19 protein-coding genes and 1 pseudogene are annotated in these 25,910 nt (G+C 45.2%); 15 read left to right on the plus strand and 5 right to left on the minus strand.

Translation table 11 applies throughout. The features are described 5' to 3' along the window. The first annotated feature begins 114 nt into the window (after positions 1 to 114). Positions 115 to 2,298, plus strand: coding sequence for a malate synthase G (locus tag AC3CHU_RS20875; protein ID WP_488525576.1), 2,184 nt, complete (start codon positions 115 to 117; stop codon positions 2,296 to 2,298). A 199-nt stretch (positions 2,299 to 2,497) separates the two neighbouring features. Further along, positions 2,498 to 3,691: an ISL3 family transposase gene (locus AC3CHU_RS20880; RefSeq protein WP_488524348.1), complete on the plus strand. Its 1,194-nt coding sequence runs from the start codon at positions 2,498 to 2,500 to the stop codon at positions 3,689 to 3,691. Positions 3,692 to 3,793: 102 nt separating this feature from the next. On the opposite strand, the gene AC3CHU_RS20885 is transcribed toward AC3CHU_RS20880, so the two are convergent. Both AC3CHU_RS20885 and AC3CHU_RS20890 read right to left on the minus strand, forming a co-directional pair. Beyond that, a complete protein-coding gene (locus AC3CHU_RS20885; protein ID WP_488525577.1) occupies positions 3,794 to 5,221 on the minus strand; it encodes an NAD-dependent succinate-semialdehyde dehydrogenase in 1,428 nt (475 codons plus the stop codon). Positions 5,222 to 5,388: 167 nt separating this feature from the next. Continuing rightward, positions 5,389 to 6,171, minus strand: a complete 783-nt coding sequence (locus AC3CHU_RS20890) for an IclR family transcriptional regulator (protein ID WP_488525578.1) — start codon at positions 6,169 to 6,171, stop codon at positions 5,389 to 5,391. Positions 6,172 to 6,325: 154 nt separating this feature from the next. Here AC3CHU_RS20890 and pta point away from each other — a divergent pair, with 154 nt between their 5' ends. After that, positions 6,326 to 7,417 carry a phosphate acetyltransferase gene (gene pta, locus AC3CHU_RS20895; protein WP_488525579.1) on the plus strand — a complete coding sequence of 364 codons (1,092 nt, stop codon included), beginning with the start codon at positions 6,326 to 6,328 and terminating at the stop codon, positions 7,415 to 7,417. A gap of 73 nt (positions 7,418 to 7,490) precedes the next feature. Beyond that, complete coding sequence (locus AC3CHU_RS20900) at positions 7,491 to 8,258, plus strand: TSUP family transporter (protein ID WP_488525580.1); 768 nt, start codon at positions 7,491 to 7,493, stop codon at positions 8,256 to 8,258. A gap of 166 nt (positions 8,259 to 8,424) precedes the next feature. Here AC3CHU_RS20900 and AC3CHU_RS20905 read toward each other — a convergent pair whose 3' ends face one another. Next, positions 8,425 to 10,143 (minus strand): cobaltochelatase CobT-related protein, encoded by a 1,719-nt coding sequence (locus tag AC3CHU_RS20905; protein ID WP_488525581.1) that lies wholly within the window; start codon positions 10,141 to 10,143, stop codon positions 8,425 to 8,427. Positions 10,144 to 10,146: 3 nt separating this feature from the next. Continuing rightward, the gene (locus AC3CHU_RS20910) at positions 10,147 to 11,130 is read right to left on the minus strand and encodes an AAA family ATPase (protein ID WP_488525582.1); all 984 of its coding nucleotides are present in this window, start codon (positions 11,128 to 11,130) and stop codon (positions 10,147 to 10,149) included. A 262-nt stretch (positions 11,131 to 11,392) separates the two neighbouring features. Between AC3CHU_RS20910 and xsc the strand changes: the two genes are divergently transcribed. The 10 genes and pseudogenes from xsc (at position 11,393) to AC3CHU_RS20960 (ending at position 23,629) form a co-directional block, all read left to right on the plus strand. Then, the gene (gene xsc, locus AC3CHU_RS20915) at positions 11,393 to 13,204 is read left to right on the plus strand and encodes a sulfoacetaldehyde acetyltransferase (RefSeq protein WP_004731917.1); all 1,812 of its coding nucleotides are present in this window, start codon (positions 11,393 to 11,395) and stop codon (positions 13,202 to 13,204) included. A 354-nt stretch (positions 13,205 to 13,558) separates the two neighbouring features. Continuing rightward, positions 13,559 to 14,374 (plus strand): FRG domain-containing protein, encoded by an 816-nt coding sequence (locus AC3CHU_RS20920; protein WP_488525583.1) that lies wholly within the window; start codon positions 13,559 to 13,561, stop codon positions 14,372 to 14,374. 263 nt (positions 14,375 to 14,637) lie between these two features. After that, positions 14,638 to 15,075 (plus strand): annotated as a pseudogene (locus AC3CHU_RS20925) (nuclear transport factor 2 family protein). Positions 15,076 to 15,123: 48 nt separating this feature from the next. Then, a complete protein-coding gene (locus AC3CHU_RS20930) occupies positions 15,124 to 16,590 on the plus strand; it encodes an NAD(P)/FAD-dependent oxidoreductase (RefSeq protein WP_488525584.1) in 1,467 nt (488 codons plus the stop codon). Between the two features lie 117 nt (positions 16,591 to 16,707). Then, entirely contained in the window at positions 16,708 to 17,709 is a 1,002-nt protein-coding gene (locus AC3CHU_RS20935) for a TRAP transporter substrate-binding protein (protein ID WP_488525585.1), read from the plus strand. Positions 17,710 to 17,873: 164 nt separating this feature from the next. Then, the gene (locus AC3CHU_RS20940) at positions 17,874 to 18,416 is read left to right on the plus strand and encodes a TRAP transporter small permease (RefSeq protein ID WP_009845769.1); all 543 of its coding nucleotides are present in this window, start codon (positions 17,874 to 17,876) and stop codon (positions 18,414 to 18,416) included. 37 nt (positions 18,417 to 18,453) lie between these two features. Then, entirely contained in the window at positions 18,454 to 19,794 is a 1,341-nt protein-coding gene (locus tag AC3CHU_RS20945) for a TRAP transporter large permease (RefSeq protein ID WP_488525586.1), read from the plus strand. Positions 19,795 to 19,805: 11 nt separating this feature from the next. Continuing rightward, entirely contained in the window at positions 19,806 to 20,726 is a 921-nt protein-coding gene (locus tag AC3CHU_RS20950; protein WP_488525587.1) for a cache domain-containing protein, read from the plus strand. 236 nt (positions 20,727 to 20,962) lie between these two features. Continuing rightward, positions 20,963 to 21,535, plus strand: a complete 573-nt coding sequence (locus AC3CHU_RS20955; protein ID WP_017094519.1) for an aldolase/citrate lyase/malate synthase family protein — start codon at positions 20,963 to 20,965, stop codon at positions 21,533 to 21,535. A 486-nt stretch (positions 21,536 to 22,021) separates the two neighbouring features. After that, positions 22,022 to 23,629 carry a BCCT family transporter gene (locus tag AC3CHU_RS20960; protein ID WP_146456493.1) on the plus strand — a complete coding sequence of 536 codons (1,608 nt, stop codon included), beginning with the start codon at positions 22,022 to 22,024 and terminating at the stop codon, positions 23,627 to 23,629. Positions 23,630 to 23,896: 267 nt separating this feature from the next. On the opposite strand, the gene AC3CHU_RS20965 is transcribed toward AC3CHU_RS20960, so the two are convergent. After that, positions 23,897 to 24,823, minus strand: coding sequence for a M14 family metallopeptidase (locus tag AC3CHU_RS20965; protein ID WP_488525588.1), 927 nt, complete (start codon positions 24,821 to 24,823; stop codon positions 23,897 to 23,899). 175 nt (positions 24,824 to 24,998) lie between these two features. Here AC3CHU_RS20965 and AC3CHU_RS20970 point away from each other — a divergent pair, with 175 nt between their 5' ends. Then, positions 24,999 to 25,904 (plus strand): DUF808 family protein, encoded by a 906-nt coding sequence (locus tag AC3CHU_RS20970; protein ID WP_372317769.1) that lies wholly within the window; start codon positions 24,999 to 25,001, stop codon positions 25,902 to 25,904. Positions 25,905 to 25,910 lie beyond the last annotated feature (6 nt).

Here is a 25,910-nt window from a genome sequence, read left to right on the forward strand (position 1 = left end):
TTCATGCCTGTTAAGTAAGTTTAAGCTAGTAACGTAAATTTGAGCTAGGAACGTAAATTTAAGCCAGTTACGTAGAATTATTGAGTAGTCATCAGTTAGTTTGAGAGAGATTTTATGAGCAGTCGTATTCAACAGGGAAGCTTGAACATTGATAGCACCCTCTACCAATTAATTAATGAGCAGGTCATTCCTGGAACGGGCATTATCGCAGAAGACTTTTGGCAATCTTTTGCAGATATCCTTGCAGACTTGGCTCCAAAGAATCGCGCATTGCTTATTAAGCGTGAAGACCTTCAACATCAAATTGACGTTTGGCACCAAGAGCGTGCGGGACAAACGCTAGATGCGGCAGAGTACAAACAATTCTTACAGCAGATTGGCTACTTAGTCCCTGAGGGCGAAGACTTTCAAGTAACCACCGCAAGCGTTGAACCTGAAATTGCAACACAAGCGGGCCCGCAACTCGTTGTGCCTATTATGAATGCACGTTTTGCACTTAACGCGGCTAATGCGCGTTGGGGCAGTTTATATGATGCGCTCTACGGCACCGATGTCATCAGCGAAAATGATGGTGCAGAAAAAGGGGGCAGCTTTAACCCTGTACGTGGCGCTAAAGTAGTGAGCTACGCTCGAGGTTTCCTTGATGACGCAGCGCCTCTCAACGGTGTCTCCCATAAAGACGTAACCAAATACAGCATCAGTAACGTCAGCATTGGCAATACATTGACAGCGACCTTAGATAACGGCGAAGAAGTCACTCTAATTGATCGCAACCAGTTCATTGGTTACCAAGGTGATGCAAGTGCACCTTCAAGCATTCTGCTTAAGCACAACAACCTACATATTGAAATTCAAATTGACCCGAGCGCGCCAATTGGCAGCGTTGATGTAGCTGGTATTAAAGATGTGCTGGTGGAATCGGCTCTCACCACCATTATGGATTGCGAAGACTCGGTAGCTGCCGTTGATGGTGAAGACAAAGCATTGGCTTACCGTAACTGGTTAGGCTTAATGAAAGGTGACTTACAAGAGTCGCTAGAGAAAAATGGCAAAACCATTGTTCGTAACCTCAACCCAGATCGTCAATACACCAGTGTGACGGGGGGCGAGATCTCGCTTAAAGGTCGCAGCATGTTGTTCATACGCAATGTGGGTCATCTGATGACCAACCCTGCCATTATTGATGCTGACGGTAACGAAGTCCCTGAAGGCATTATGGATGGCATGGTCACCTCTCTAATCGCAATGCACGATTTAAAAGGGAACAGTGCTTACCAAAACTCGACCGCGAACAGCATCAACATCGTGAAACCTAAGATGCATGGACCAGAAGAAGTCGCGTTCACCAATGAGCTGTTTGGCCGTATTGAAGATGCATTAGGGCTAGACCGATTCACGATTAAAGTCGGTATCATGGACGAAGAGCGTCGTACTTCAGTTAACCTCAAAGAATGTATTCGCGCCGCCAAAGACCGTGTTGTATTTATTAATACCGGTTTCTTAGACCGAACCGGTGATGAAATTCATACCAGTATGGAAGCTGGCCCGTTTGCGCCTAAAACACAGCTGAAAACCATGACTTGGATTGGTGCATACGAAGATCAGAACGTTGATCTTGGCTTAGCTTGTGGCCTGCAAGGTAAAGCCCAGATTGGTAAAGGTATGTGGCCAGAGCCAGACAATATGGCGAAGATGATGGACGCGAAAATCGGACATCCACAAGCGGGCGCAAATACTGCTTGGGTTCCTTCTCCAACTGCCGCGACTCTGCATGCCTTGCACTATCACAAGGTGAGTGTACCAAGCCGCCAGAAAGAGCTTCGTGAGCGTGTGAGAGCAAATGTTGACGATATTCTTACTATCCCATTGCTAGGTAATCAAAAGCTGACCGCTCAAGATATCCAAAACGAATTGGACAACAATACGCAAGGTATTCTTGGTTATGTAGTGCGTTGGATTGACCAAGGCGTCGGGTGTTCTAAGGTGCCAGATATTAACGATGTAGGTTTGATGGAAGACCGCGCTACGCTGCGTATTTCGAGCCAACACATTGCGAACTGGTTACGTCATGGGATTTGTAATGAAGCCCAAGTAATGAAAACCATGAAGCGCATGGCCGCAGTGGTTGATGAGCAAAATGCTAGCGACCCGAGCTACCGCAATATGGCACCTGACTTTGAAAACAGCATCGCATTTTCAGCAGCGTGTCAGTTGGTATTCGAAGGCTGCGCTCAACCTAGTGGTTACACCGAGCCAGTGCTGCATGCTATGCGTCTAAAACTGAAAGCGCAGGGATAGAGAAGCAACCCAATAACAAAAACAGAGAATGTAAAATACTAAAAAAAAGAAACCCCCTTTAACCGAGCCCAAGGTGCCGCGCTTTTATAGCGCGGCTTTTTTTTGGTTCATCGCGGATTAGCGGGAACTAAAAACAAAAACGGTAGTAAGTGATATGGTTTAGTCGCCAAACAAAAATCATACACAAACTACCGTTTCTATGCCGAATCATACTTTCCTATCTTCATTCTGGGAAGGCTTTCAAATAGTAAAGTCTCTCCAGACTGCATCACTTATTACCCTGACTCTTAAACCTAGCTCTGAGGCTAAATGCCTTTGTGGTCTTGAGGCCGAGGCTATCCATGAGTATCAATGGCGTCACGTAAAGGATGCCATGTTGCTCGGTGTGCCTGTTGAACTTTCCGTTCAAACTCGAAGGATTAAGTGTCGTGACTGCGGCATAAAAACAGAATCTCTCTCTTGGTTAGAGCCTTATGCTCGTATAACAAAGCGCCTAAAAAGCTATATAGAACAACTGCTACCCCTGCTTCCCATTAAGCATATATCCCAAATTACGGGCGTTCATTGGCACACCATTAAAGAAATAGATAAACGCCGACTTCGACAAGTGGTGCCGCCAGTGAAATGGGGTGAGCTAAAGCAGCTCGTGATGGATGAGTTCGCCATCTTTAAAGGGCATCGATATGCCACCGTCATCGCTGATGCGAAGACTCATCAAGTCATTTGGGTTGGATTAGGCCGCAGCCGCAAGGACATACGGCCGTTCTTCGAGCAGCTAGGCGAGAATGGGGTAAATATCGAAGCAGTAGCGATGGACATGAATACGGCTTTTGACCTTGAAGTTCAAGCGCACTGCCCGAACGCAAAAATCGTTTACGACTTATTCCATGTTGTTGCTAAGTTCGGTCGCGAGGTGATGGATAGAGTCAGAGTCGACCAAGCCAACAAACTCAAGCAAGATAAAAAAGCGAGGCAATGGGTGAAGCGCTCACGGTGGGTACTGCTGAAAAATAGAGGCAACTTAAATACACGTCAAGATAGCTATCTTACTGAAATATTGAATATCAATAAGGACTTAATGACCACTTATATACTCGGAGCCCAACTCAAAGAGCTTTGGTATTGTGAATCCGAAGGGCACGCGAAGGGGCTCTGGGACACGTGGTGGGAACAAGTGCAAGAGAGTGGAATTAAGCCATTGAAAGAGTTCGCACGAAAACTGAGTCCTTATCTTCACGGCATTATCGCATCGGCAAGTTATCCGTTGAACACCTGCACACTGGAAGGGATAAACAACAAGATAAAGTTAATCAAGCGAATGGGGTATGGGTATCGAGATACAGACTACTTCTTCTTGAAGATAAAAGCGGCTTTCCCCGGAAAGCCGCGATGAACCTTTTTTTTGATTCATTTTTGTGGTGGGAAAGGTGGAGAGTGGGGCAGGTTATTGATCACTAAGACTTAATTATTTCCGAGCCCTAATCACTGCCAGAACCTAGTTACTACCAAAACACAGATATTTAATGTCCATGTACTCATCGATGCCTTCTTTGGCACCTTCACGGCCAATACCTGATTGCTTAACACCACCGAAAGGGGCGACTTCGGTAGAGATCAATCCATCATTGATGCCGACCATTCCGTACTCAAGCGCTTCTGCGATTTTCCATACACGGTGGATATTCTGGCTATAGAAGTACGACGCTAATCCATAAATGGTGTCATTTGCCATCTCAATAAGCTCTTCGTCTGTCTCGAATCGCATCACAGGAGCGACAGGACCAAAGATCTCTTGCTGAACAATGTCCATGCTGTGTTTTACATCTTTAAGAACAACGGGCTGAAGGAAGAGTCCATCAAGTTGTTGAAGTGGCGTCACAGGTTTAGCACCTTGTTCAATAGCTCGATTTATCAATCCTTGAATGTTTTGCTTAGCACCTCCATTGATAACAGGGCCAACCGTTACACCCTCATCTAAGCCGTTGCCAATCTTAAGTTGCTGTACCGCTTGGTCGAACTTAGCCACAAACTCATCGTGTACTTTACTGTGTACGTAGAATCGGTTTGCACATACACAGGTTTGCCCTGCATTACGGAATTTTGAAGCCATTGCGCCTTGAACTGCAGCGTCGATATCTGCATCGTCAAACACGATAAACGGTGCGTTGCCGCCCAGTTCCATTGAAGTACGCTTAATGCCTTTCGCCGCTTGAGCCATCAAGATACTGCCGACTCGGGTAGAACCAGTAAAAGAGATTTTTTTAATCAGTGGGTGTGAGGTGAAAAGACCACCCACTTGCTCTGGGCTTTCACCGAGTACGACTTGAAGTAGATCTTTAGGGATGCCCGCTTGATAAGCCAGTTCAACCACAGCAAATGCAGAAAGCGGTGTCTCATCTGACGGCTTCACGACAAAGCTACAACCCGCGGCTAAGGCAGGTGCGGCTTTACGCGTGATCATCGCCGTTGGAAAGTTCCATGGGGTAATGGCACAAGCCACTCCAATAGGTTGCTTGATCGTAACTAAGCGTTTACCCGCGACTGTACTCGGGATTGAATCGCCATAGGTTCGCTTCGCTTCTTCAGCGAACCATTCTATAAAACTCGCACCATAAACAATCTCACCTTTTGCTTCGGCTAACGGTTTACCTTGTTCAATTGTCATTAGCCGAGCAAGATCATCTGTGTTTTCAAGGATCAGTTGATGCCAGCGATGAAGTAATGCGGCGCGAGATTTAGCAGGTACTTGAGCCCACTCTTTTTGTGCCATGTGAGCGCGTTCGATAGCACTTGTTAATTCAGACTCAGATAAAATAGGTGCGTGCCCTACGAGTTCCCCAGTTGCCGGGTTTGTTACCGAAACAGCGTTTGTTGGTTCTGTCACCATAAAAGAGAGTAAGTGCTTGTTGTTAATGCTTAGCATCGTGTTTCCTTTGTCGTGATTACTTTATTATGTTGCTGTTTATGATAAATGCGGGCGTTAAAATGATTTCGACCAAACATCGTTTGGCCGAATACAGTGACAACGGGGCAACTGGCTTCAATATGTACTTAAAGCCAGAACCTACTGTTAAGCTGAAACTATCAAAACTAACCCCAATTATCAGATTCTATTTTTGCGAGCGCTTTTGCTGCTTTTTGAAGCGCCGGTAAGAATTTAATCGCTTCATCTGGTCTTAATCGAATGACAGGTGCTTGTATTGCGAGGCCGAGGTTTGATTGACCCGTAGATGACGGGATCAGCACGGCGATACAGACTAAGCCCGGCAAAAACTCTTCGTCATCAATCGCAAAGCCTTGGATTTTCGCTTCTTCGATGTCTTTCTCTAATGTCGAATAGTCGGTAATGGTATTTACGGTGTATTGAGTCAATGGCACGTTTTCAATCAGTCTTCGACGCTGTGACTTAGACATGTGCGCTAAAAACAATTTTCCGCTTGCTGAGCAATGCACTGGGACGCGAGAGCCTGGGTGTAGGTGAAAACGAAGGGGCGCTTCGGTTTCTGCACGATCAAGATAGATGATCTCGCCACTTGATAGTGCCGTTAGGTTACAGCTTTCACCAACTTCTGCTCGAAGGTTTTCAAGAATAGTGCGTCGGGCACTGTGCATGGTGCTATTCAACAGTAGGTTTTCGGCAAGCTTTCTGAGTCGAATACCAGAGCTGTAGTGTTTCTCATCGCCGTCTCTTTGAATGATGCCTGCTGCTTCTAACTGCTGAAGCATTCGGTGCAGGGTCGGTTTTGGCAGTCCAGTTTCTTCGACTAATCCCTGAAGAGAAACAAACTCGTCTTTTTGCGCTATCACCTCTAATAGTGCAAAAAGTCGGAGAGTCGGTGTATCCCCTTGAACTTGTGGTGTTTCTGTTTGCATATAATGATCCATCCTTGCGATATGTCTATGCCTAAGAGTGTACATATCAAATCATTATTCTTCAATTATCTGAATAAAATTTGACCTTTTTTATTATTTCAATAATATAAATGTAAATTATGGAACAATTAATCTCAATAAATGGAATTTTAAAATGAAGGCGATTGAACGGATTATTGATAGAGCTCACTTAGATCGTAAGCGAGTGGTTTTGAGTGAAGCTGAGGACCCGCGAGTACTAGCAGCCGCAAGAATGGCGATAGACAAACAGCTCGCTCACATCACATTAGTCGGTGATGAACCGGCGATCATCGCTGCTGCAGAATTGCATCACATTGATCTGGTAGGCATTCATATTGTTTCCCCACAGGCGTCATCACTCAAAGAAGTGCTCGCTGAGCGGTTGTATACGCTAAGAAAAGCGAAAGGTATGACTCACGACGACGCGTTAGAGTTGGTTCTAGACCCACTCGCTTTTGCCAATTTGATGGTCAGAGAGGGGCTGGTCGATGGCACAGTTAATGGTGCGGTTTATACCACGTCTGATGTGGTGCGAGCTGCGCTTCAGATTATCGGCCCCGCGCCAGACAGTGAATTGGTGTCTAGCTTCTTTCTGATGATGTTGTGTGAGCCTTTCCATAATCTCAAAGGTGGCATGATTTTCAGTGACTGTGGTTTGGTGATTAACCCCAATGAAACCGAGCTGGCATCGATTGCCGTAGCGGCATCAAACAGTGCTCAAACACTGCTGATGGAAGAACCTAAAGTCGCAATGTTGTCATTTTCTACCAACGGCAGCGCTAAACACGAATCGGTCGATAAGGTTCGTAATGCCGCTCAGTTAGTGAAGCAACGCTGTCCTGGAATAGCTGTCGATCAGGATGTTCAACTCGATGCCGCGATTGTGACTGAGATTGCCGCGAAAAAGTTGCCAGATTCAGAGGTGAAAGGTCAATCGAACGTGTTGATATTCCCCAATTTAGAAGCAGGCAATATTGGTTATAAGCTTGCGGAAAGGTTAGGTGGGGCAGTTGCGATTGGACCGTTATTACAAGGCCTGAATCAACCTGCCAATGATCTATCGAGAGGGTGTAGCGCGCAAGATATCTTTAATGTGATCGCGGTGACCGCGGTACAAGCGCAGCAAGGGAAAGTGTCTGATTCTAACGCTGATATTGATATTGATATTGATACTGAAGCTGATGTTGAAGAAAGAGAAGAGTCGACGTTTGATTTTAGGTATTAACATTTAGCTCCCGAAGTTAATACTGAATCTTGCACTCAAAATAAAACCCTAAACAACTTAATTAGGATTGCTGATGGAGTTACCTGTTTTACTCGCCATTCTTGCCACCATCGCGGTGGGTACCTATTTCCAAACCGTCACGGGGTTTGGTCTTGGGATCATTGTAATTGGTTTAACGGTTAGCCTTAATTTGGTTTCTTTACCCGTGATTGCCGCTGTGGTTAGCATCGTGACCTTGTTCAATTGCTTGGTCGCGTTGATGGGTAAGCCACTGCTTGGGGAGCTCAAAATTCTGGTGGTGTTAGTCATCGGTATTATTCCCGGTGTATCGATGGGGGTGTACTTGCTGGATGAGTTAAGCGATTCGGCAACGCATATTCTCCGAGGACTATTGGGTGCGATGGTGCTATTCGCAGGTTTGAGCTTTATGTTCAAACCTAAAACCAGAAAGGATCGTTCGGCAACGGTATCATTCCTTATATCAGGATTTAGCTCTGGTTTAGCGGGCGGGTTATTTGGGATGGCGGGCCCTCCGATTGTTTATCATCTCTATCGGCAACCTTTTACACTCGATCTGGTGCGAAGCACACTGCTGATGGTGTTCGCTTGTACGTCGATGTCGCGTACTGTCAATGTCTACGTTGCAGGCGACATGGAACCGAGCATACTGTGGCTATCCGCTATTGCTGTCCCCTTGGTGGCGCTTGTCACGATGTTTGCTCGGCGCTTTCCACCGCCGTTGTCTAATGACCAATTAAGAAAGCTGGTGTTTACGGTGCTGATGTTGATTGGTGGGTATCTGATGGCTGTGTCTGCATGGTCGTTGCTTGCTGTCTTTTAGTTGCTTGCTATCTCTTAGTTGCTCGCTATTTCCTAGTTACTTGTTATCTCTTAGCTGCTGCTATCTCTTAAGAATATCCTCTAGAAAAGGCTAGCGGCCTGCTAGCCAATACTTCACTGCTCCCCGAAATTTCACTTCTCATTGAGTGCACGTATAAACAAAAAGCCTAGCGCTTTAGCATTTCAAATACGTTCTTACATAACCCGAACAGGCAGCTCTCCTGCACATCTAAGGTGATGTTACTGCGGTAGTACGGGCTTAAATCGACGCCCATCCCTACGCCATGAATCTCAATACCGTTTTTGGTCGACTCACGTTCAATGACTTGTTTGAGGTGGTTATCCAAATAGAACTGATCGTTGGCGGTGCTGGTGGCGGTATCCATTGGGCAGCCGTCTGAGAACACGATCAAAACCTTTCGTTGAGCAGCGTGCTGTTGCAACCGCTGGCTCGCGAACTGTACCGCTTCGCCATCAATCCCTTCTTTAAAGACGTCTGCTTTACGAAGACTCGCAATGCCAAGGCGAGATCGTCTCCAATGCGTATCAAAATCCTTAAACACGATGTGCCGAACTTCGTTCAAGCGGCCTGGGTGCTTTGGTTGGCCTTGTTTAAGCCACTGTCGATAGACCTTGCCACCATTCCAGTTGTTGGTAGTAAAGCCAATGATCTCAAATGGGATATCAGCCAATCCTACAGATTTGAGAATGGTGTCCATCAACAAACTTAGCTTGTGACTGTGCTTTTGCATTGAACCTGAACAATCCATCAAAAACGTGATAGCACATTGATGAGATGCACCGATGTCAGGTTGATAAAAGACAGTGCGATCCAATGGCGACGTGATGAGCTTGGTTATGGTGGTGGTGTTAACAATGCCTTCTTCTAAATGGTCCTGACGTCGGTTCCTCTGTGGCGTGGCAACAAAACTAGTGAGCATAGCGGCCAAACGGCGAGTGTTTACTTGTCTCGCCATGATGTCATCGGTGAGTTTCTGTCTCAGTTCGAGTAATAGGGCGCGCCTGACGAGTTTGTCTGCGGCGATGACTTGATCAAATTCTGAATTAAAGACCTGATAATTCGCGCCCGAAAGCTCGAAGACCTTGCTACTGCCCGTGATGTCAGTATCGACGTCTTGATCTTGAATGTCGCCATCAACGATAAGGGCAAGTTGCGCAAGGATCTTGATGTCTTCTTCAACGGTTGGCGTGGGCGAGTTATCGCTCTCTTGCTCTTGGTTGATGAGCTCTTGTGCAAGGGCTGCCAACTCGTTGGCGCAGTGTGCAAACAGTTGTTGGTCGGCTCGATGTTGCTTTAAACGTTTTAGGCTGTGCCCAAAAGTAGGCACGATGCCGGCGCGAGTCGATTCAATGGTTTCAGTGATAGGCTCAGAAACGGGAACACCAGTTAAACGGGTGTGGATGACTTGCATCAGAGTAAACAGCAACATGCCTATTCGTGATTCGGTAAAGCCATTCTGATGGTACTGGTCGCTCCAATACGCAAAGTTGAATTGAATACTCTTAGTGACGCCTTTTAGGTAAGACGGGACTTGTGATTCGATTCGTACCTGTTCGCAGAAATCATATAACAGACGTTCGACTTCGTTTTTCGGTCGCAATGAGTAATGAAGAACAGCATCTGAAAGCAAGAGTCGTAATGCCGATGAATCGATCTTGCCTTGCATCGAAAGCTTGCTGTTCTTCAACTCATGGCGAGAAACAAAGGTGAGATCGTTAGTATGTGCAGACTGATAATAACAAGGGCTATTGCCTTTATAGAGACGCTCTCCCCGATAATTCAGACTCAACTCGCCACTGATTGCTCTGGCGACAGACACACCAATATCGAGGATCTTTTTCTGCTGGGAAGAAACATTGGCCATGGTTTACGACTCCGAGTGCGAATAGTTTTGAGTATGCGTTTCCAAGGCTTCACCAAAGCAACGGAAATAGTATTCGCTAACCAGTTCTTTCTCTTCGTCTTCACAGCGATTCAAGAATGACAACCTAAATGCGGTGGCTACATCATCGAATATTTGGATGTTTTCGGCCCAAGTGAGCACCGTTCGCGGAGACATCACCGTTGAAAGGTCGCCAGCCCGAAACCCGTTACGCGTTAATCCTGCGGTAGCGATCATTTTCTCAACCAGTTGTCGGCCACTTTCATTATTTAGATCTGGAAGCTTGGATAACACGATCTTAGTTTCATGCTGTGGATCTAAATAGTTAAGCGTGGCGATGATGTTCCATCTATCTAATTGACTGTGGTTAAGCACTTGAGTGCCAGAATACAAACCTGAGAAGTTACCCAAGCCAAGCGTGTTACAGGTAGCAAACAGGCGGAAAGAAGGGTGAGGTGTGATCACTCGGTTTTGTTCTAAAGAGGTGTATTTTCCGTCTTGCTCTAATAGCTGTTGAATCACAAACATCACGTCAGGGCGACCAGCGTCGTACTCATCTAAAACCAGTGCGATGGGTTGTTGAATGCTCTGAGGAAGAATGCCTTCTTTAAACTCTGTTACCTGCATTCCGTCTTTAATGACGATGCTATCTTTACCTATGAAATCCAAGCGACTTAAGTGTCCGTCTAGATTGATCCGCAAGCATGGCCAGTTCAATCTCGCGGCAATTTGCTCAATGTGAGACGACTTGCCCGTCCCATGTGTTCCTTGAATCAATGTGCGACGATTGGAGGTGAACCCCGCCAATATAGCCAGCGTCACTTCAGGGTCAAAACAGTAATTAGGATCGACTTTCGGCACATATTCGCCCGCATGTTCAAATGCCATCACGGTTAGATTGCTGTCGATCCCAAAGCGTTCTCTCACACTTACTGGTTGCGTTGGTATCAATTCCGCCTCTTTCATCATATTTCCCTCTATATAGCTCATCACTTGTCGCTGCTATCGCGATATGACATCGATTATTAACAGCTCCTCTTAAATTAATGGTACTTTTTGTACGAAAAACTACCAATAATGTGATCCAGTTTTATTAATTAGAATGAATTGTTCCAATTTAATATAAAAAGTTGACGCGCAAAAATTCTACTACTAAGGTGAAAATGAATTCGAAAAAGAGACAATTCATTCCGAAAAATGAAATTTTGGTTAACTCAAGGAGAATGGAAGAATGAGCGAGCAAGAAAAACGTACGGTTGTTTCCGGCACAGTAACAATGACACCATCAGAAGCGTTCGTTGAAACTATGGTTGCTAATGATGTTACCGACATGTTCGGCATCATGGGGTCAGCATTTATGGACGCAATGGATATCTTTGCTCCTGCTGGCATTCGATTGGTCCCAGTGGTACACGAGCAAGGTGCTGCTCACATGGCAGATGGTTACTCTCGTGTATCTGGTCGCCACGGCGTAGTTATCGGGCAAAATGGCCCAGGTATTAGTAACTGTGTGACTGCGATTGCAGCGGCGTTCTGGGCACATAGCCCGGTCGTCATTGTGACGCCAGAGACAGGCACTAAAACAATGGGCTTAGGTGGTTTCCAAGAGTGTAACCAGCTTCCAATGTTCCAAGAGTTCACTAAGTATCAAGGACACGTAACGCACCCAGACCGTATGGCGGAATACACGGGTCGATGCTTTGACCGCGCGATGAGCGAAATGGGTCCGACTCAACTGAATATTCCACGTGATTACTTCTACGGCGAAACTCAAACCGAGATCCCTAAACCTGCGCGTTTAGACCGTGGTCCAGGTGGTGAGAAATCTCTGAATGAAGCAGCAGACCTGATAGCTGAAGCGAAATTCCCAGTCATCATTTCTGGTGGTGGTGTGGTAATGGCTGATGCAGTTCAAGAGTGCGCGGCATTGGCAGAACGACTAGGCGCACCCGTAGTAAACAGCTACCTACACAATGACTCTTTCCCTGCGAGTCACCCATTATGGTGTGGTCCTTTAGGCTACCAAGGTTCGAAAGCAGCAATGAAATTGATGGCTCAAGCGGATGTGGTTATCGCTTTGGGTACACGTCTTGGTCCATTTGGTACCTTGCCTCAACATGGCATGGACTACTGGCCGAAGAACGCGAAAATCATTCAGATTGATGCCGACAACAAGATGCTTGGCCTCGTTAAAAAGATCTCTGTTGGTATCTGTGGCGATGCGAAAGCAGCTGCGGTTGCTCTATCTGAAAGATTGGAAGGCCGTGCACTGTTGTGTGATGACAACAAAGGCGCTCGTCAAGATACAGTAGCAACAGAGAAAGCACTGTGGGAAAAAGAGCTTGATGAGTGGACACACGAACGTGACTCGTTCAGCTTGGATATGATTGAAGAAAACTCACACGAGACTCCGTTCTCTGGTGGCGAATATCTACACCCACGTCAAGTACTGCGTGAGCTAGAAAAAGCGATGCCTGAAGACGTAATGGTCTCGACGGATATCGGTAATATCAACTCAGTGGCAAACAGCTACTTACGCTTTGAAAAACCACGTAGCTTCTTTGCTGCAATGAGTTTCGGTAACTGTGGTTATGCGTTCCCGACCATCATTGGTGCGAAAGCTGCGGCACCTCATCGTCCCGCTATTTCTTATGCAGGCGATGGTGCGTGGGGCATGAGCTTGATGGAAACCATGACATGTGTTCGCCATAACATTCCAGTGACAGCCGTGGTATTCCACAACCGTCAATGGGGTGCTGAGAAGAAGAACCAAGTCGACTTCTACAACCGACGCTTTGTTGCTGGTGAACTTGAAAACCAAAGTTTTGCAGAAATCGCAAGAGCTATGGGCGCTGAAGGTATCACGGTTGATAAGCTAGAAGATGTAGGTCCAACCCTGCAAAAAGCCATCGACATGCAGATGAACGAAGGCAAAACAACCATCATTGAAATCATGTGTACTCAGGAATTAGGCGACCCGTTCCGCCGAGATGCACTATCAACACCGGTTCGTTTCCTAGATAAATACAAAGATTACGTATAAGTCATAGGAAGTTTGTCCGGCCATCGCATTATAAAGAGCGTGGTCGGGCAATATTAACGGGTATTGGCAAAGTGCTTAAGTGAAGAACGTAAACGCTTAGTTCAATAATTTCTACTTAAACATTAGAACACTAATTAAATGTTCCATCGGTACATAAGTGGTTCTAGCTATATAAATTTTGTCACTCATTATTATTGTTCGATCCTTAACTAATGGATCCATAAATGGTCATTTTTGACGAATATATATACCTATTATCATTTTTCAATAATTACAACGATACCAATTGAACCATTGATTAACGTGATTATTAATGCTTTAACTTTACCGAATATAAATTAAGTGATTTATTGTATGAATGTTGTGAAAAATAAACGTTATATAAACTCACTCGACGAGCTGTATGAAATAATCGATTCACTCATTGCTGAGTGTAGTGGGTATCGTGATTTGATTTATAACGTGTGTAATTATGAAAATAATAACTTGATGCCAAGCTTAGGTCGCTCAAATCGAAAGAATATTCGCCGTGTCGAACAAGAACTTCTCTCGACCGTGAGAGTTTATGGCGGGCATTCGTTGAGTGCACACGAGATAAACGATTGGTTATTGATGTGTTTAGCCAAGAAGCAGGGGTTTCCAACCCGTTTACTTGAGTGGACAGATAACCTAATTAATGCGCTGTGGTCTGTATGTCATAGCCAAAGTAAAGACTGTATCAATATTATTAAAGCCATTGATTATCATAAGGTTAGTGTTTTTAACTCACCCTGTGACTTCAATAAGACTCAGATATTCAATGTGGCTGATTGTGATCAGCAAGAGCAACGAAAAGATAAGTGGTATTCCATTCACCCATTTAAGGAAGGTGGCAATGATGCCATTCAGCCTTTGTACGATGAGAAAGAATATTCAAACGGTCTAGTGTCCGTTCATATTCTTCCATCAGCGAAAGTAAACCTGATAAAGGAATTAATCTCCATGAATGTTTTAAATGAACCGACAGAATATATTGAAGAGACACTGGCTGATTTAAAAAATGAAGCCCATGTAGATAGCAATCAAGCAATGAATAAAGGTGAGAGTAATATCGAATTACAAGTTAATACTCATGATCGCCAGCTTGAGCAGTATGGCCGAAAGTACCATCAAGATTTTGATTTCGACTAAAGTCTAATATTTCTACTGATTTTATTTAGAGCTCATATAAATCTAGTGATTACGAGATAAATAAAATTAGAACACCAATTGATTTATAAAAAGATGAAATCTGTGAGCTTAAAGATTGTTTATAAAGTAACTCGAAGTTAGAGTGACGAATCTTGTTATCAAGTTGTTAAATTTTCACAGATCTAGTTTAAACACTCTAATAAAAAGTGGCGCAAAGCTACTGAAATTTAAACCAATAACGAAAACATAAAGGATTCTGGAATATGAATATGCAAACCAATGCAGCGACATTCGTGCTGGAAAACCAAGTCGACACCGCCTTTTTACAGTCTTTTAGTGATGCATGGAATAACCATGATATTGAAGCGCTAATGTCGTTTATGACCGAAGACTGTGTCTTCCACACCGTGGCAGGAGAAGGCGAACTTGGCAACACTATCGAAGGGTACGAAGCCGTTCGCAATAGCTTTGAATTGGTTTGACAGAACTTTCCAGATGCAGCCTGGAGCGACCCTGTCCACTTTGTGTGTGGCGACCGCGCGGTGAGTGAATCAACGTTCTCTGCGACTAACCCTGATGGCACTGTCATCGAAGCTCGTATGGTTGATGTGTTTACCCTGAAAGAGGGAAAAATCAGCGTAAAAAATGCCTTCCGTAAAACACGACCTCTTTTGACTCCTAACAACACTCCCAAGAGCTAGACACGAAACCACAACCCGTTCACGTGTTATGACTAGGAGAGTCGAATTATGAGTTTAGTAATGGAACAACCGGCAGCCGATGTGCCGCCAAAGGTGAAAAGCACCCAAGCAAAAGAAAGCACCCAAGCACAAGATAAATACGATCCAAAATACGATCCACTTAAAGACAAGAGCCCAGGTCACGGTAAGGAATACGCCCCGACTTATTGGGTAGATACCGCAGGCGCGCCACCTGAAGATGATGGCCCAATTACATCGGATATGGATGTCGATGTAGCGATAATCGGTTCAGGCTACACAGGCTTAAGCACCGCGATACACCTTGCTGAAATGTACGGTATTAAAGCGACTGTGATTGAAGCTAACCGTATGAGTTGGGGTTGCAGTACCCGAAATGGTGGTCAGGCTCAGTGTGCGTCAGGACGTTTGAAGCGCTCTCAGTGGATTGAACGCTGGGGACTCGAAACCGCACTGAAAATGCACCGTGAATGCGTCGATGGTATGAACACCTTTAAGTCTCTGATCAAAGACATTGATTGTGACCCACAGCCGGGCGGCCACTTATACGTTGCCCATCGTCCCAAAGTGATGGCAACACTCGAGAAAGAAGCCAAGTTGCTGCGTGACACCTTCGATTACGATGCGCAGATCTTAGATGCAGAAACCGTAAAACGTGATTACGTTGGTGACCAAGAAGCGGCAGGCGCAATGCATGAGCCAGAAGGTATTGGCATCCATGCAGGGAAATTGGCGTTTGGTTATCTAAGAAAGGCGAGAGCACTCGGCGTAAAAGTTCACCCAGCAAGCCCTGTGATGGGTTGGGAAACACGCAACGGTGTGCACTACCTAAAAACACCAGGTGGTGTGGTTAAGGCTCGTTCTGTCGGTGTTTGTACCGGTGGTTACACCAGCCAAGGTTTGCATTCAGAGCTTAAGAATCGCCTATTACCCGTACTTTCTAACTCGATGGTGACGCGTCCGTTAACTCAAGACGAAATCGCAGCGTGTAACTTCAAAACCAATCAGGTGATTACTGATACCAGAATTTTGCGTCATTACTACCGTTTGTTACCCGATAACCGAGTGCAGATAGGTACACGGAGTGCCATCAGTGGCAAGAACGCACCTGAAAAGAAATACGAAGATATGTTGAGATCGGATTTAACCCGAAAATTCCCTTCTCTCGATCAGATCAAAATCGATTATTCATGGTGGGGTTGGGTTGATGTTAGCCACGACATGATGCCAAGAATCTATCAGCCGAATCCAAAGCAATCCATATTCTACGCACTAGGGTATGGCGGCAATGGTGTGATGTACTCCGCTCAAGCAGGCAAGCGCCTTGCTCAGTGGATCGCAGGTGAAGGTCATAAGCTTGACTTGCCAATATTTGAATCAAAACTTCCGTTCCCCAACGTGAGGGAAGTGGTGGAATCTGAGATGTTTGCACCATTTCGAAGGGTAGGGCAACAGTTCCTTTATCAGTGGTATTCGTTAAAGGATGAAGTGCTTTAACTACTCGAACATTGTTTCCAAAATAGGGAAATAGAACTACGACCAGGAAAGTTGTACCAGGTCACCTTGTGAGCAAAGTACAGGCAGGACGTCTGTATGATATAAAAGGTTAAGACTATGAAATTTATTAAAAATAAAATTATTGCTGGCGTCACAATTGTAGCAACAGCGATGCTATCTCATGCCGCGGCAGCAGCAAATTTTAAAATGGCTATCGGCGATGCTGCTGGTGGTACTCAATGGGAATTAGCGACATCATTTTCTGAATTGATGGAGCAAAAAACAGACGGCAAAGTCAAAATCGACCTGTTCCCGAATGGTCAATTGGGCAATGAGCAAGATACCGTCAACGACGCGGCAATCGGCCTTCTCGACTTCTCTGTATTGGCGATCAACAACGTGACGCCTTTCTCTCCAACGGTTGGTCTACTGACCATGCCTTATGTTATTCAAAGTGCAGAAGAAGCGGTGCTATTAACTCAAGGCCAAGTCGGTCAAGACCTTGTCGACAATACTATCCGTGACGCAGGCGTTCGCATCGTAGGTTGGGCTTATTCTGGTTTTAGGGTTCTGACTAACTCGAAAAAAGCCGTAGCTTCGCCAGCAGACCTTAAAGGGTTAGTGATTCGCGTCCCTCGTAACGAAATTATGATTGCTTCGTACCAAGCATGGGGTGTAAACCCAACACCAATGGCATGGTCAGAAACCTTTACTGGATTGCAACAAGGTGTGGTTGATGGTCAAGATAACCCATACATCACTGTTCATGCGATGAAGTTTAATGAAGTGCAAAAGTACGTCACAAACCTTCGTTATATCTTCTCTCTTGAGCCGCTTATCGTCAGTGAAACAGTCTTCCAACAACAAACGCCTGAAATGCAAAAGATCATTCTTGAAGCGGGTCAGGAAGCGACAGAGCACAGCTTTGCATACTTAGAAAATACTGAAAACAAGATCCGTGAAGAATTGCAAGCAAAAGGCATGGTCTTCACTGACCCAGCAGACAACGAGCAAGAGTGGATCAGTAGGGTCACTAAGTCAGTTTGGCCTAAGTTCTATTCAAGCATTGGAGGTAAAGACAAGCTAGACGACGTTCTTGAGTTACTAGGTAGAAAGTAACGATTAGATTCGCCCTATCTGCTGTTCTTCGCGACTTAATCACCTCGCGATAGAACGGTTAGATAGGGCATTTACATGGCTTTACTCGTTGATCTGTCCAGTACCTGATCTTTTTAGTACCGCGAGCGACTGGTTGTCATGTGGAAATCAACATTGGAGGTTATATGTCAGTCGCTAAAACAATAAAAAAGCACCTTAACAACATTGAGGAATATACATGTTGTCTGTTGCTAGCAAGCTTTGTCCTATTGCTGTTCACACAAATCCTTACTCGTCAGCTTTTCGATTACTCCATACCTTGGGGTGATGAAGTCGCTACTTACATGTTTGTTTGGTTTGCCTATTTAGGGGCGGTTGTTGCGGCAAAAATGTCAGCCCATAACCGAGTCAGTTTTCATTTCAAGTTCTTCCCCCCGATTGTTCAGACCGTCTGTGAAACCATCGCTGACTTCTTATGGCTGCTGTTTAACGGCTACTTTGTTTATCTCAGCTACGATTTCGTGTTCAACAAAATGAATTTGTTCTGGAAGTCTCAGACGACAGGCATCCCAATGAAATACTTCTATATGATTTTGCCGATCGCATTTTCTCTAATGATGCTGCGCATTATCTGGAACAACTACGAGCGCTTATTTAAGGGCGCTAAGAACGAAGATCCTGAAGTCAAAGAACTGCGCAAAATGACGGCACAAAAGTCATCACAGTAGTCGTCACAGAGAATAGCCGTAATAGAGAGATGTAATAATGGAATCCTATTTAACTCTAATTTTATTTGGTGGCTTCTTAACCCTGTTAATTCTGGGTGCACCAATCACCGTATCACTGGCCGGCGCTTCAATGGCGGCCTATATGTTGCTCGACAAAAATCCCATCGCTTTAGTACAAATCGCGTTTACTTCGGTGGGTAACTTCCCGTTAATGGCGCTGCCGGCCTTTGTTCTTGCTGGCGCATTAATGGAGGCGGCAGGTATCTCCAAACGCCTGGTGGATATTGCAGAGAGCTTAGCCGGACCCGTGACGGGCGGCCTTGGCGCTGCAACCGTGATGGCCTGCCTTTTCTTTGGAGCTATATCAGGTTCAGGCCCAGCCACGACCGCTGCGGTTGGTATGTTGATGGTACCAGCAATGGTTAAGCGAGATTACGATAAGAGCTACGCCTCTGCGGTGACTGCCGCTTCAGGGGGATTGGGTATCATTATTCCGCCATCCATCCCGCTAGTTATTTTCGGCATCTCCGCTATGGGATTAATGGCACCGCCAGAGGCCATTGCTCAACACGGACAGTTTGCCTCTTTATCTATTCCAAAATTGTTTGTTGCTGGGGTTGTACCGGGTTTCATTATGGCGTCGACGCTAGTGGTCACTAACTACTTTATTGCTAAACGTGAAGGCTACAAAGGGCTGAGTGAAAACTGGTCATTTGGCGAAGTAAGACACTCGTTGCGCCGAGGTATATGGTCGATACTGGCTCCGTTTTTGATTCTCGGAGGTATCTACAGCGGTATGTTCACACCCACAGAATCGGCGGTTGTGGCTATCTTCTATTCACTGTTTGTCGGAGTGTTTATTCACCGAGAGTTATCGTTCAAAAGCACGATTAAGTCATTGTCGACAACGACATGGATCACTGGACGTGTGTTGCTGATTCTATTCGCGGCAACGGTATTTGGTCGCTTGTTAATCGAACAAAAAATTCCGGTTGTGGTGGCGGAGTCATTGTTAGGGTTCACTGACAACATGTACATGGTGTGGGCATTGACTATTGTGTTACTGCTTTTCGTTGGCATGTTCATGGAAACCTTGGCCGCGATCATGATCATCGTGCCGGTCTTGTTGCCAATCATGTACATGCTCGGTGCGGATCCAACGCACGTAGGAATCGTGGTGGTGTGTACGTTATCGATAGGATTTGCTACGCCGCCGCTCGGTGAAAATATCTTTGTTGCCTCGGGGATAGGCGGAGCCACGGTCGAACAGATCACCGCTAAGATCCATCCCTTTGTGCTTGCATCCGTTATTGGCGTGTTCGTTATCGCTTTCTTCCCGCAAATTACACTTTGGCTACCGTCCTTGGTGGGCTATTAGGAGAGGTCACTATGAATATATCAAGAATTATCCTTATTGGTTGTGCCGTATTTGCAGTGATCAGTGGCATTGGGTTGCGTGCCGAACATTCAGAAACAGCGAAAGAAAACGAGCCAGTTAATGTGCTCGACATTTCAGAACCACATGTTGTCAGTGACGCTGAAAGAAGAGCCAAAACCCTGCTTGCGAAGGCGGTTGTCCATGTGCAAAAGGATGGCGATGAGAGTGTGAGTGACTTCATGAGCGACCCTGAATATACAGACGGTGAGCTTTATGTGTTTGCTTTAGGGATTGATGGCCAATTCCTCGCCAGTGGCGGATCTTCAATGGTGTTGGTGGGCGACAGCGTTTTGGACACTCAAGATGTTTATGGCAATCCTTTTTTCCGAGAAATGATCACTAAGGCTGTGCATAACGGTTTTGGCGAAGTTCAGTACCATTGGACAAATCCGACTGACCGCATGGGTGAGCCTAAGACCACCTTCTTTGAACGAGTGGGCGATGTGATTGTGGCTGTGGGTTACTACCCTGAACGCTCAAGTGCCGCAGAAGCTAAGCGATTGTTGGCAAGAGCCATGACGGCGATAGTCGAATCCGAACAAGACAGCATTACCGAGTTCAATAATAGCGAAGGTCGCTTTGTTGAAGGAGACTTGTATGTGTTCGTGATGGACATGAGCTCTGGAAAGCTGCTCGCACACGGTGTATCCCCTGAGCTTGTTGGGCGTTCACACAACGAAATCCTAAGCCCTGATGATAAGCCAATTCTCACTGAGATGTTAAACCTAGCGAAAGAAAATGGCCGAGGCGTTTATACCTATCAATGGTTAAACCCGCTGTCGAGCAAGGTGGAAACCAAGCACACTTACTATCGAGTGATCGACAATAAGCTGGTTGGTGTTGGTTATTACACAAATTCAAACAACACGTAAAAGTGTTTCTACTGAGCCCTCAACCCAGTTAGATAAAGGGCTGGGGGCTCAAAATGCCAGTTTGTGTAAAAAAGCAATTTAGTAAAATTAACACTGTGAAATTTTTGTTGTGAAATTGTTTCTAAAATACAAGTAGTATGAAATACATGGAAGCAACACAGTAAAGAACAATTTTGAAAAGGGTCAATCAGGATTTTTGACCGACATGAAATTCAAAGCCGTAAGAGGGAAAGACTATGAATATGCTGACACTAGACAAAACAGAACTTCACAGAAACCATTCAACATTTATTGCTGAAGCTGTCTTTGCCGTAGAAATGGTGAAAGCAGACAAGCAGCTCGAAAAACAAAAAATGGCGAAACAGTTGCTTGATACTCTATTTCCTCTTGAGGCTGGTTCACACGAAGACGCAGTGAGCTATGAGATTGACTACCGACATGTTCAGGTTTACTTCAAAAATGGCGAACATACTGGCCTAAAACGAGCGAAGCATTTTGTTGCTTTCACGGGCGATAAGTCTAAGCCTTCAGCAATCCTATTTCGTGATGAAAGCGGTACACACGTTGAAGTGACAATCGGTGCTCGTAAAGGCACCGGCTACTTAGAATTGGTTGATATTCAAGATATCCAGTTAGAGACATGCACCACGTTTGGCCAAACTGAGGCGAGCCGTTCTTCTGGTATCCGTCACTGGGTGAGCTTAGTGAAAGGCGATGAAAGCGGTCGACCGAACGCTTCAAGTGAAGATAAAGAGTTCACGGCAAAAAATGGCGAAGACTATAACCTAGGTTTTTGCTTCGCGATCTAATGTGCTGTCTTTGAAATGTGAAGTGCTGCTCTGCTAGACGTAGCACTGACATTTGAATACTGATTTCTCTTTTACCTTTGGTAATTTCCCCGCCCCTATAGCGGGGCTTTTTTGTTAGAGCTATAAATAAATTGGGCTGTTGTTGATTTTATCTTTAGAAAGTTTGAATGAGATTTTACAGTGCGTTATTTTAATTTAAAGCACTGTATTTAAACATTTTTATTTGTTTATTTTATTCTGTTTTTATTGGCTTAACTATCACTATTGACGGTGGTTTGGGTGACTATTGAGCTAAAACTCAGTCAAAATGCTTTGAGCTGTGCTATAATTCGCGCCTTGGGATTGAGCCAATAAGTCCATTTGTCACCAATCATTGTGATTTTTATCGCCTTTTTATTTAGGTGGTGCGGCGAGCCAATCAAGTAGTAATTGGATATGGAGAGCGTCCTTATATTCGTTGATTCGGATATGCGAACATCATAATTTATGAGTTTTAAATCAAAAAAATACAGTATTGATTCTACTGACTATCAAGTTGGTCAAGACAACGTCAGTAAATGGGGCATGGATGTTCATAACACAGTCTTCGTAGCCTCAGTAGGCTTATCTCTTCTCTTCATCATCACTCTTCTTGCTCTTCCTCCTGCAGATGCTAAAGCTGCTATTGATTCTATTAAGGGTGCTGTTTTATCAAAGTTTGACTTCCTCTTTATGTGGGGAGCTAACATCATGCTAGCGTTTGCCGTTGTTCTCGCGTTTTCACCGTTGGGTAAAATTCGTCTAGGTGGCGAAGACGCGACGGCGGATTACTCCATGTCATCTTGGATAGCAATGCTATTCGCAGCGGGTATGGGTATAGGACTTATTTTTTGGGGTGTTGCAGAGCCAACCGCGTTCTTCACGAACTGGTTCGGAACGCCACTAGGTGCAGAACCTTTTACAGAAGCAGGCCGTGAACTGGCTCTTGGCGCGACACTGTTCCACTGGGGTTTTCATGCATGGGCTATCTATGGCATGACGGCACTTTGTCTAGCGTATTTTGTTTATAACAAAGGCTTGCCGCTATCTATGCGTTCTGTGTTTTACCCGATTCTGGGTGAACGAGTATGGGGCAAAACCGGTGATGTGATCGATGTACTGACGGTACTGGTTACATTGTTTGGTCTAGCGACTTCATTAGGCTTAGGTGGTACACAAGCAGCAAGTGGTATCAGCCATGTATTTGGCTTGGAAAACAACATCTTCCTTCAGCAATCTATTATCGTTCTGATCATGGGCTTGGCTATCATCTCTGTTCTACGTGGTATGGACGGTGGTGTTAAGTTCCTAAGTAACTTGAACATGGTTATTGCGTTCGTATTCCTTGGTCTTATCGCTATTCTGAACTTCACAACCGTGCTTGATTCTGTGGCAACGGCGGTGACGGGTTATGCGAATAACATCGTAGCGTTGAGCCAAAGTTCTGGTCGTGAAGACACAACATGGCTGCATGGCTGGACTGTGTTCTATTGGGCATGGTGGGTTGCGTATGCACCTTTCTTCGGTATGTTTGTAGCGCGTATTTCTAAAGGCCGTACGGTTCGTGAGTTTTTACTTTGCGTACTGATTATCCCAACATTGGTAACGTCGGCTTGGATGGCTATCTTCGGTGGCGTGGCTATCGATCAGGTGATTAATCATGTAGGGCAACTTGGCCTTGACCAAGGCATTACAGACGTATCTCTAAGCTTGTTCTACATGCTAGATGCTTACTCGTTCGGTAGTATTCTGTCGGTTCTCGCAGTTGCACTGATCATTGTGTTCTTCGTTACCACGCTAGACTCAGGCTCTATCGTTATCGATGGCATGACCGCGGGTGGTAAGCTTGAAGTTCCAGTGAAGCAAAAAGTGGTTTGGGCGGTTATCTCAGGTGCTATCGCAATGGTGATGCTGTGGATTGGTGGTACTCAATCTATCCAAGCTCTGCAATCGATCACGATCATTGCTGCATTGCCATTTACGATCATTCTTCTGATTGGTTGTTTCAGCTTGTTGAAAGGTCTACTGACTGAAGTAGATAAAGGACAAGAAAACGTTAGCGAAACCGCTAAATAAAGTAATCAAGTATGGGGAGTAGAGAGTTCGCTAGTTACTCCTTATTAAGTATTATTTCAAAGCTCTCTTGTACTGTGTGCAAGGGAGCTTTTTTATGCCCAAGAAGAAATCAAAGACAAGCAGATAAGACAAAAAAGAGCCACAAGTGAATCGTCACTTATGGCTCTTTTTTAGTTTTAGGGATTCGCTTTAGGAGACTAGTTATTAGGAGACTAGTTATTAGGGGACTAGCTATTAAGTGCTTGGTGCGAGGTCTTAAGTAGTCGCTTAAGCGTTTAATTCGTGTTGAATTACGTAATCCAAAGCACCGACTACCGCAGCGACTTGAGCGTCATTACACTCTTCATCTGTTACTTTATCGCTGTCTGGGTAAACCTCAGTGGTTGTGCCGTACTTACAATCAGTCACACCACCACACAAGCCTAGCTTCTTCATAGGGTAGTTGATCACGCCATGTTGTGTGACTTCAGAACCAATGATCTTGCCGTCTGCATCTGCTGGTGCAATATGGGTCACTTTTTCGACCGAAGCAATAACCGCTGCTTGGAATTCTGGTTGCGGGTTTTCAGTATCACCAACTGTGTAGAAACCGTCTGGGATCATGCCTTCGATGTACTCAATACCATCACGAGCTGCGAGTGCTGGTCGGAATTCAGTTTCATCAGAGTCTGTCGTCTCATGCAGGTCAACGTGAACCAATACTTCTGGCAAAGAGGCCACTAAAGCACGCAGGTTTGCTGATTCTTCTGCTGGCGTACCGTCATAGAAAGAGCGGTTTGGATCAACAGTATTTGGATTCCATCGGTTGATCACTTCGTAACCCCAAGGGCTTACACAAGGTGCTACTACAATGTTGAAGTGCGCAGAGTATTGTTCTGCTTGAGTTGCGGCGAATTTGATCGCGCCATGTACACCACTGGTTTCGTAACCGTGAACACCACCCGTTACAAGGATCGTTGGTTTTGATGCGTCCCAGCTTTTGCTCTTGATTGCAAAAAGCGGGAAGCGAGCTTCGTCGTAGCTCAGTGCGCCGTATTGTTCGATATCAAAACGGTCTGCAAGTGCTTTAATCTTTGGCACAACTTCTTGTTGATATTCACGCTTAACCGTTCTTTGAGCGAACCATGCTTGACGTTCTGCTTGTTGCCATTTTTTTCCAGGCTCACCGATTGGGTAGGAGTATTCACTTTTCATCTATACTTCTTCTTTTATGTTCGTGAAAGATGAAGACAGATTATTCCTGTCTAACAGAGACAGCAATAGAAAACACAACTTGTGACTTTATTTTTTACAGACTCATAACTTTGATGAGTGAATTGATGATGTTACATTTCATCGATGGTTCAATCCGTTAAAAAGAGACAATAAAATGGCTGGAGCAAGTTTATTAACACTGCTAGATGACATTGCAACCGTGTTGGATGATGTCGCACTGATGTCTAAGGTGGCAGCTAAAAAAACCGCAGGCGTATTGGGTGACGATTTAGCCCTTAACGCTCAGCAGGTATCCGGTGTTTCTGCTGAACGAGAAATCCCCGTGGTTTGGGCGGTTGCCAAAGGCTCATTTAAAAACAAGCTGATTTTGGTTCCCGCGGCATTATTGATCAGTGCCTTTATTCCTTGGCTGATCATGCCTTTGCTTTTGATTGGAGGTTTGTTTCTTTGTTTTGAAGGGGCGGAGAAAATCTTAGAGAAGCTGTTTCCTCATTCTCATCAAGATGATGAAAAGGGAGAGGATACGAGTACTGGCGAATCCATAGAGGAATATGAGAAAAGAAAGGTCGCAGGCGCGATTCGTACCGACTTCATATTATCTGCGGAAATCATCGTGATAGCTCTGGGTACCGTGACGGGTACAAGTATCGTCACTCAGATTCTTGTCGTGAGTTTGATTGCGGTTGTGATGACGATTGGTGTTTATGGCTTAGTGGCAGGGATCGTGAAGTTGGACGATTTAGGTTTCTATCTCCAGCGAACATCGAATGGGAGTGCCATTAAAACTCAACTGGGTAACGGGCTAGTCGCATTTGCGCCCAAGTTAATGAAGACGCTTGCGGTGGTTGGAACGGCTGCGATGTTCTTGGTTGGCGGCGGCATTGTGGTGCACAACGTTCCTGCGATTCATCACTTAATTGAGCCGATTATTATGGATTTTCGTGGACACACGATAGCGACAGCGGTTGTTCCAACTCTGTTGAATGGTGTTATTGGTGTCTTAGCTGGACTGAGCGTTGTTGCTGTTTGGACTGTGATTGGAAAAATTCGCGGTAAGTAATCGTGA

The sequence above is a fragment of the Vibrio sp. QJM3NY_39 genome, from assembly GCF_057785895.1.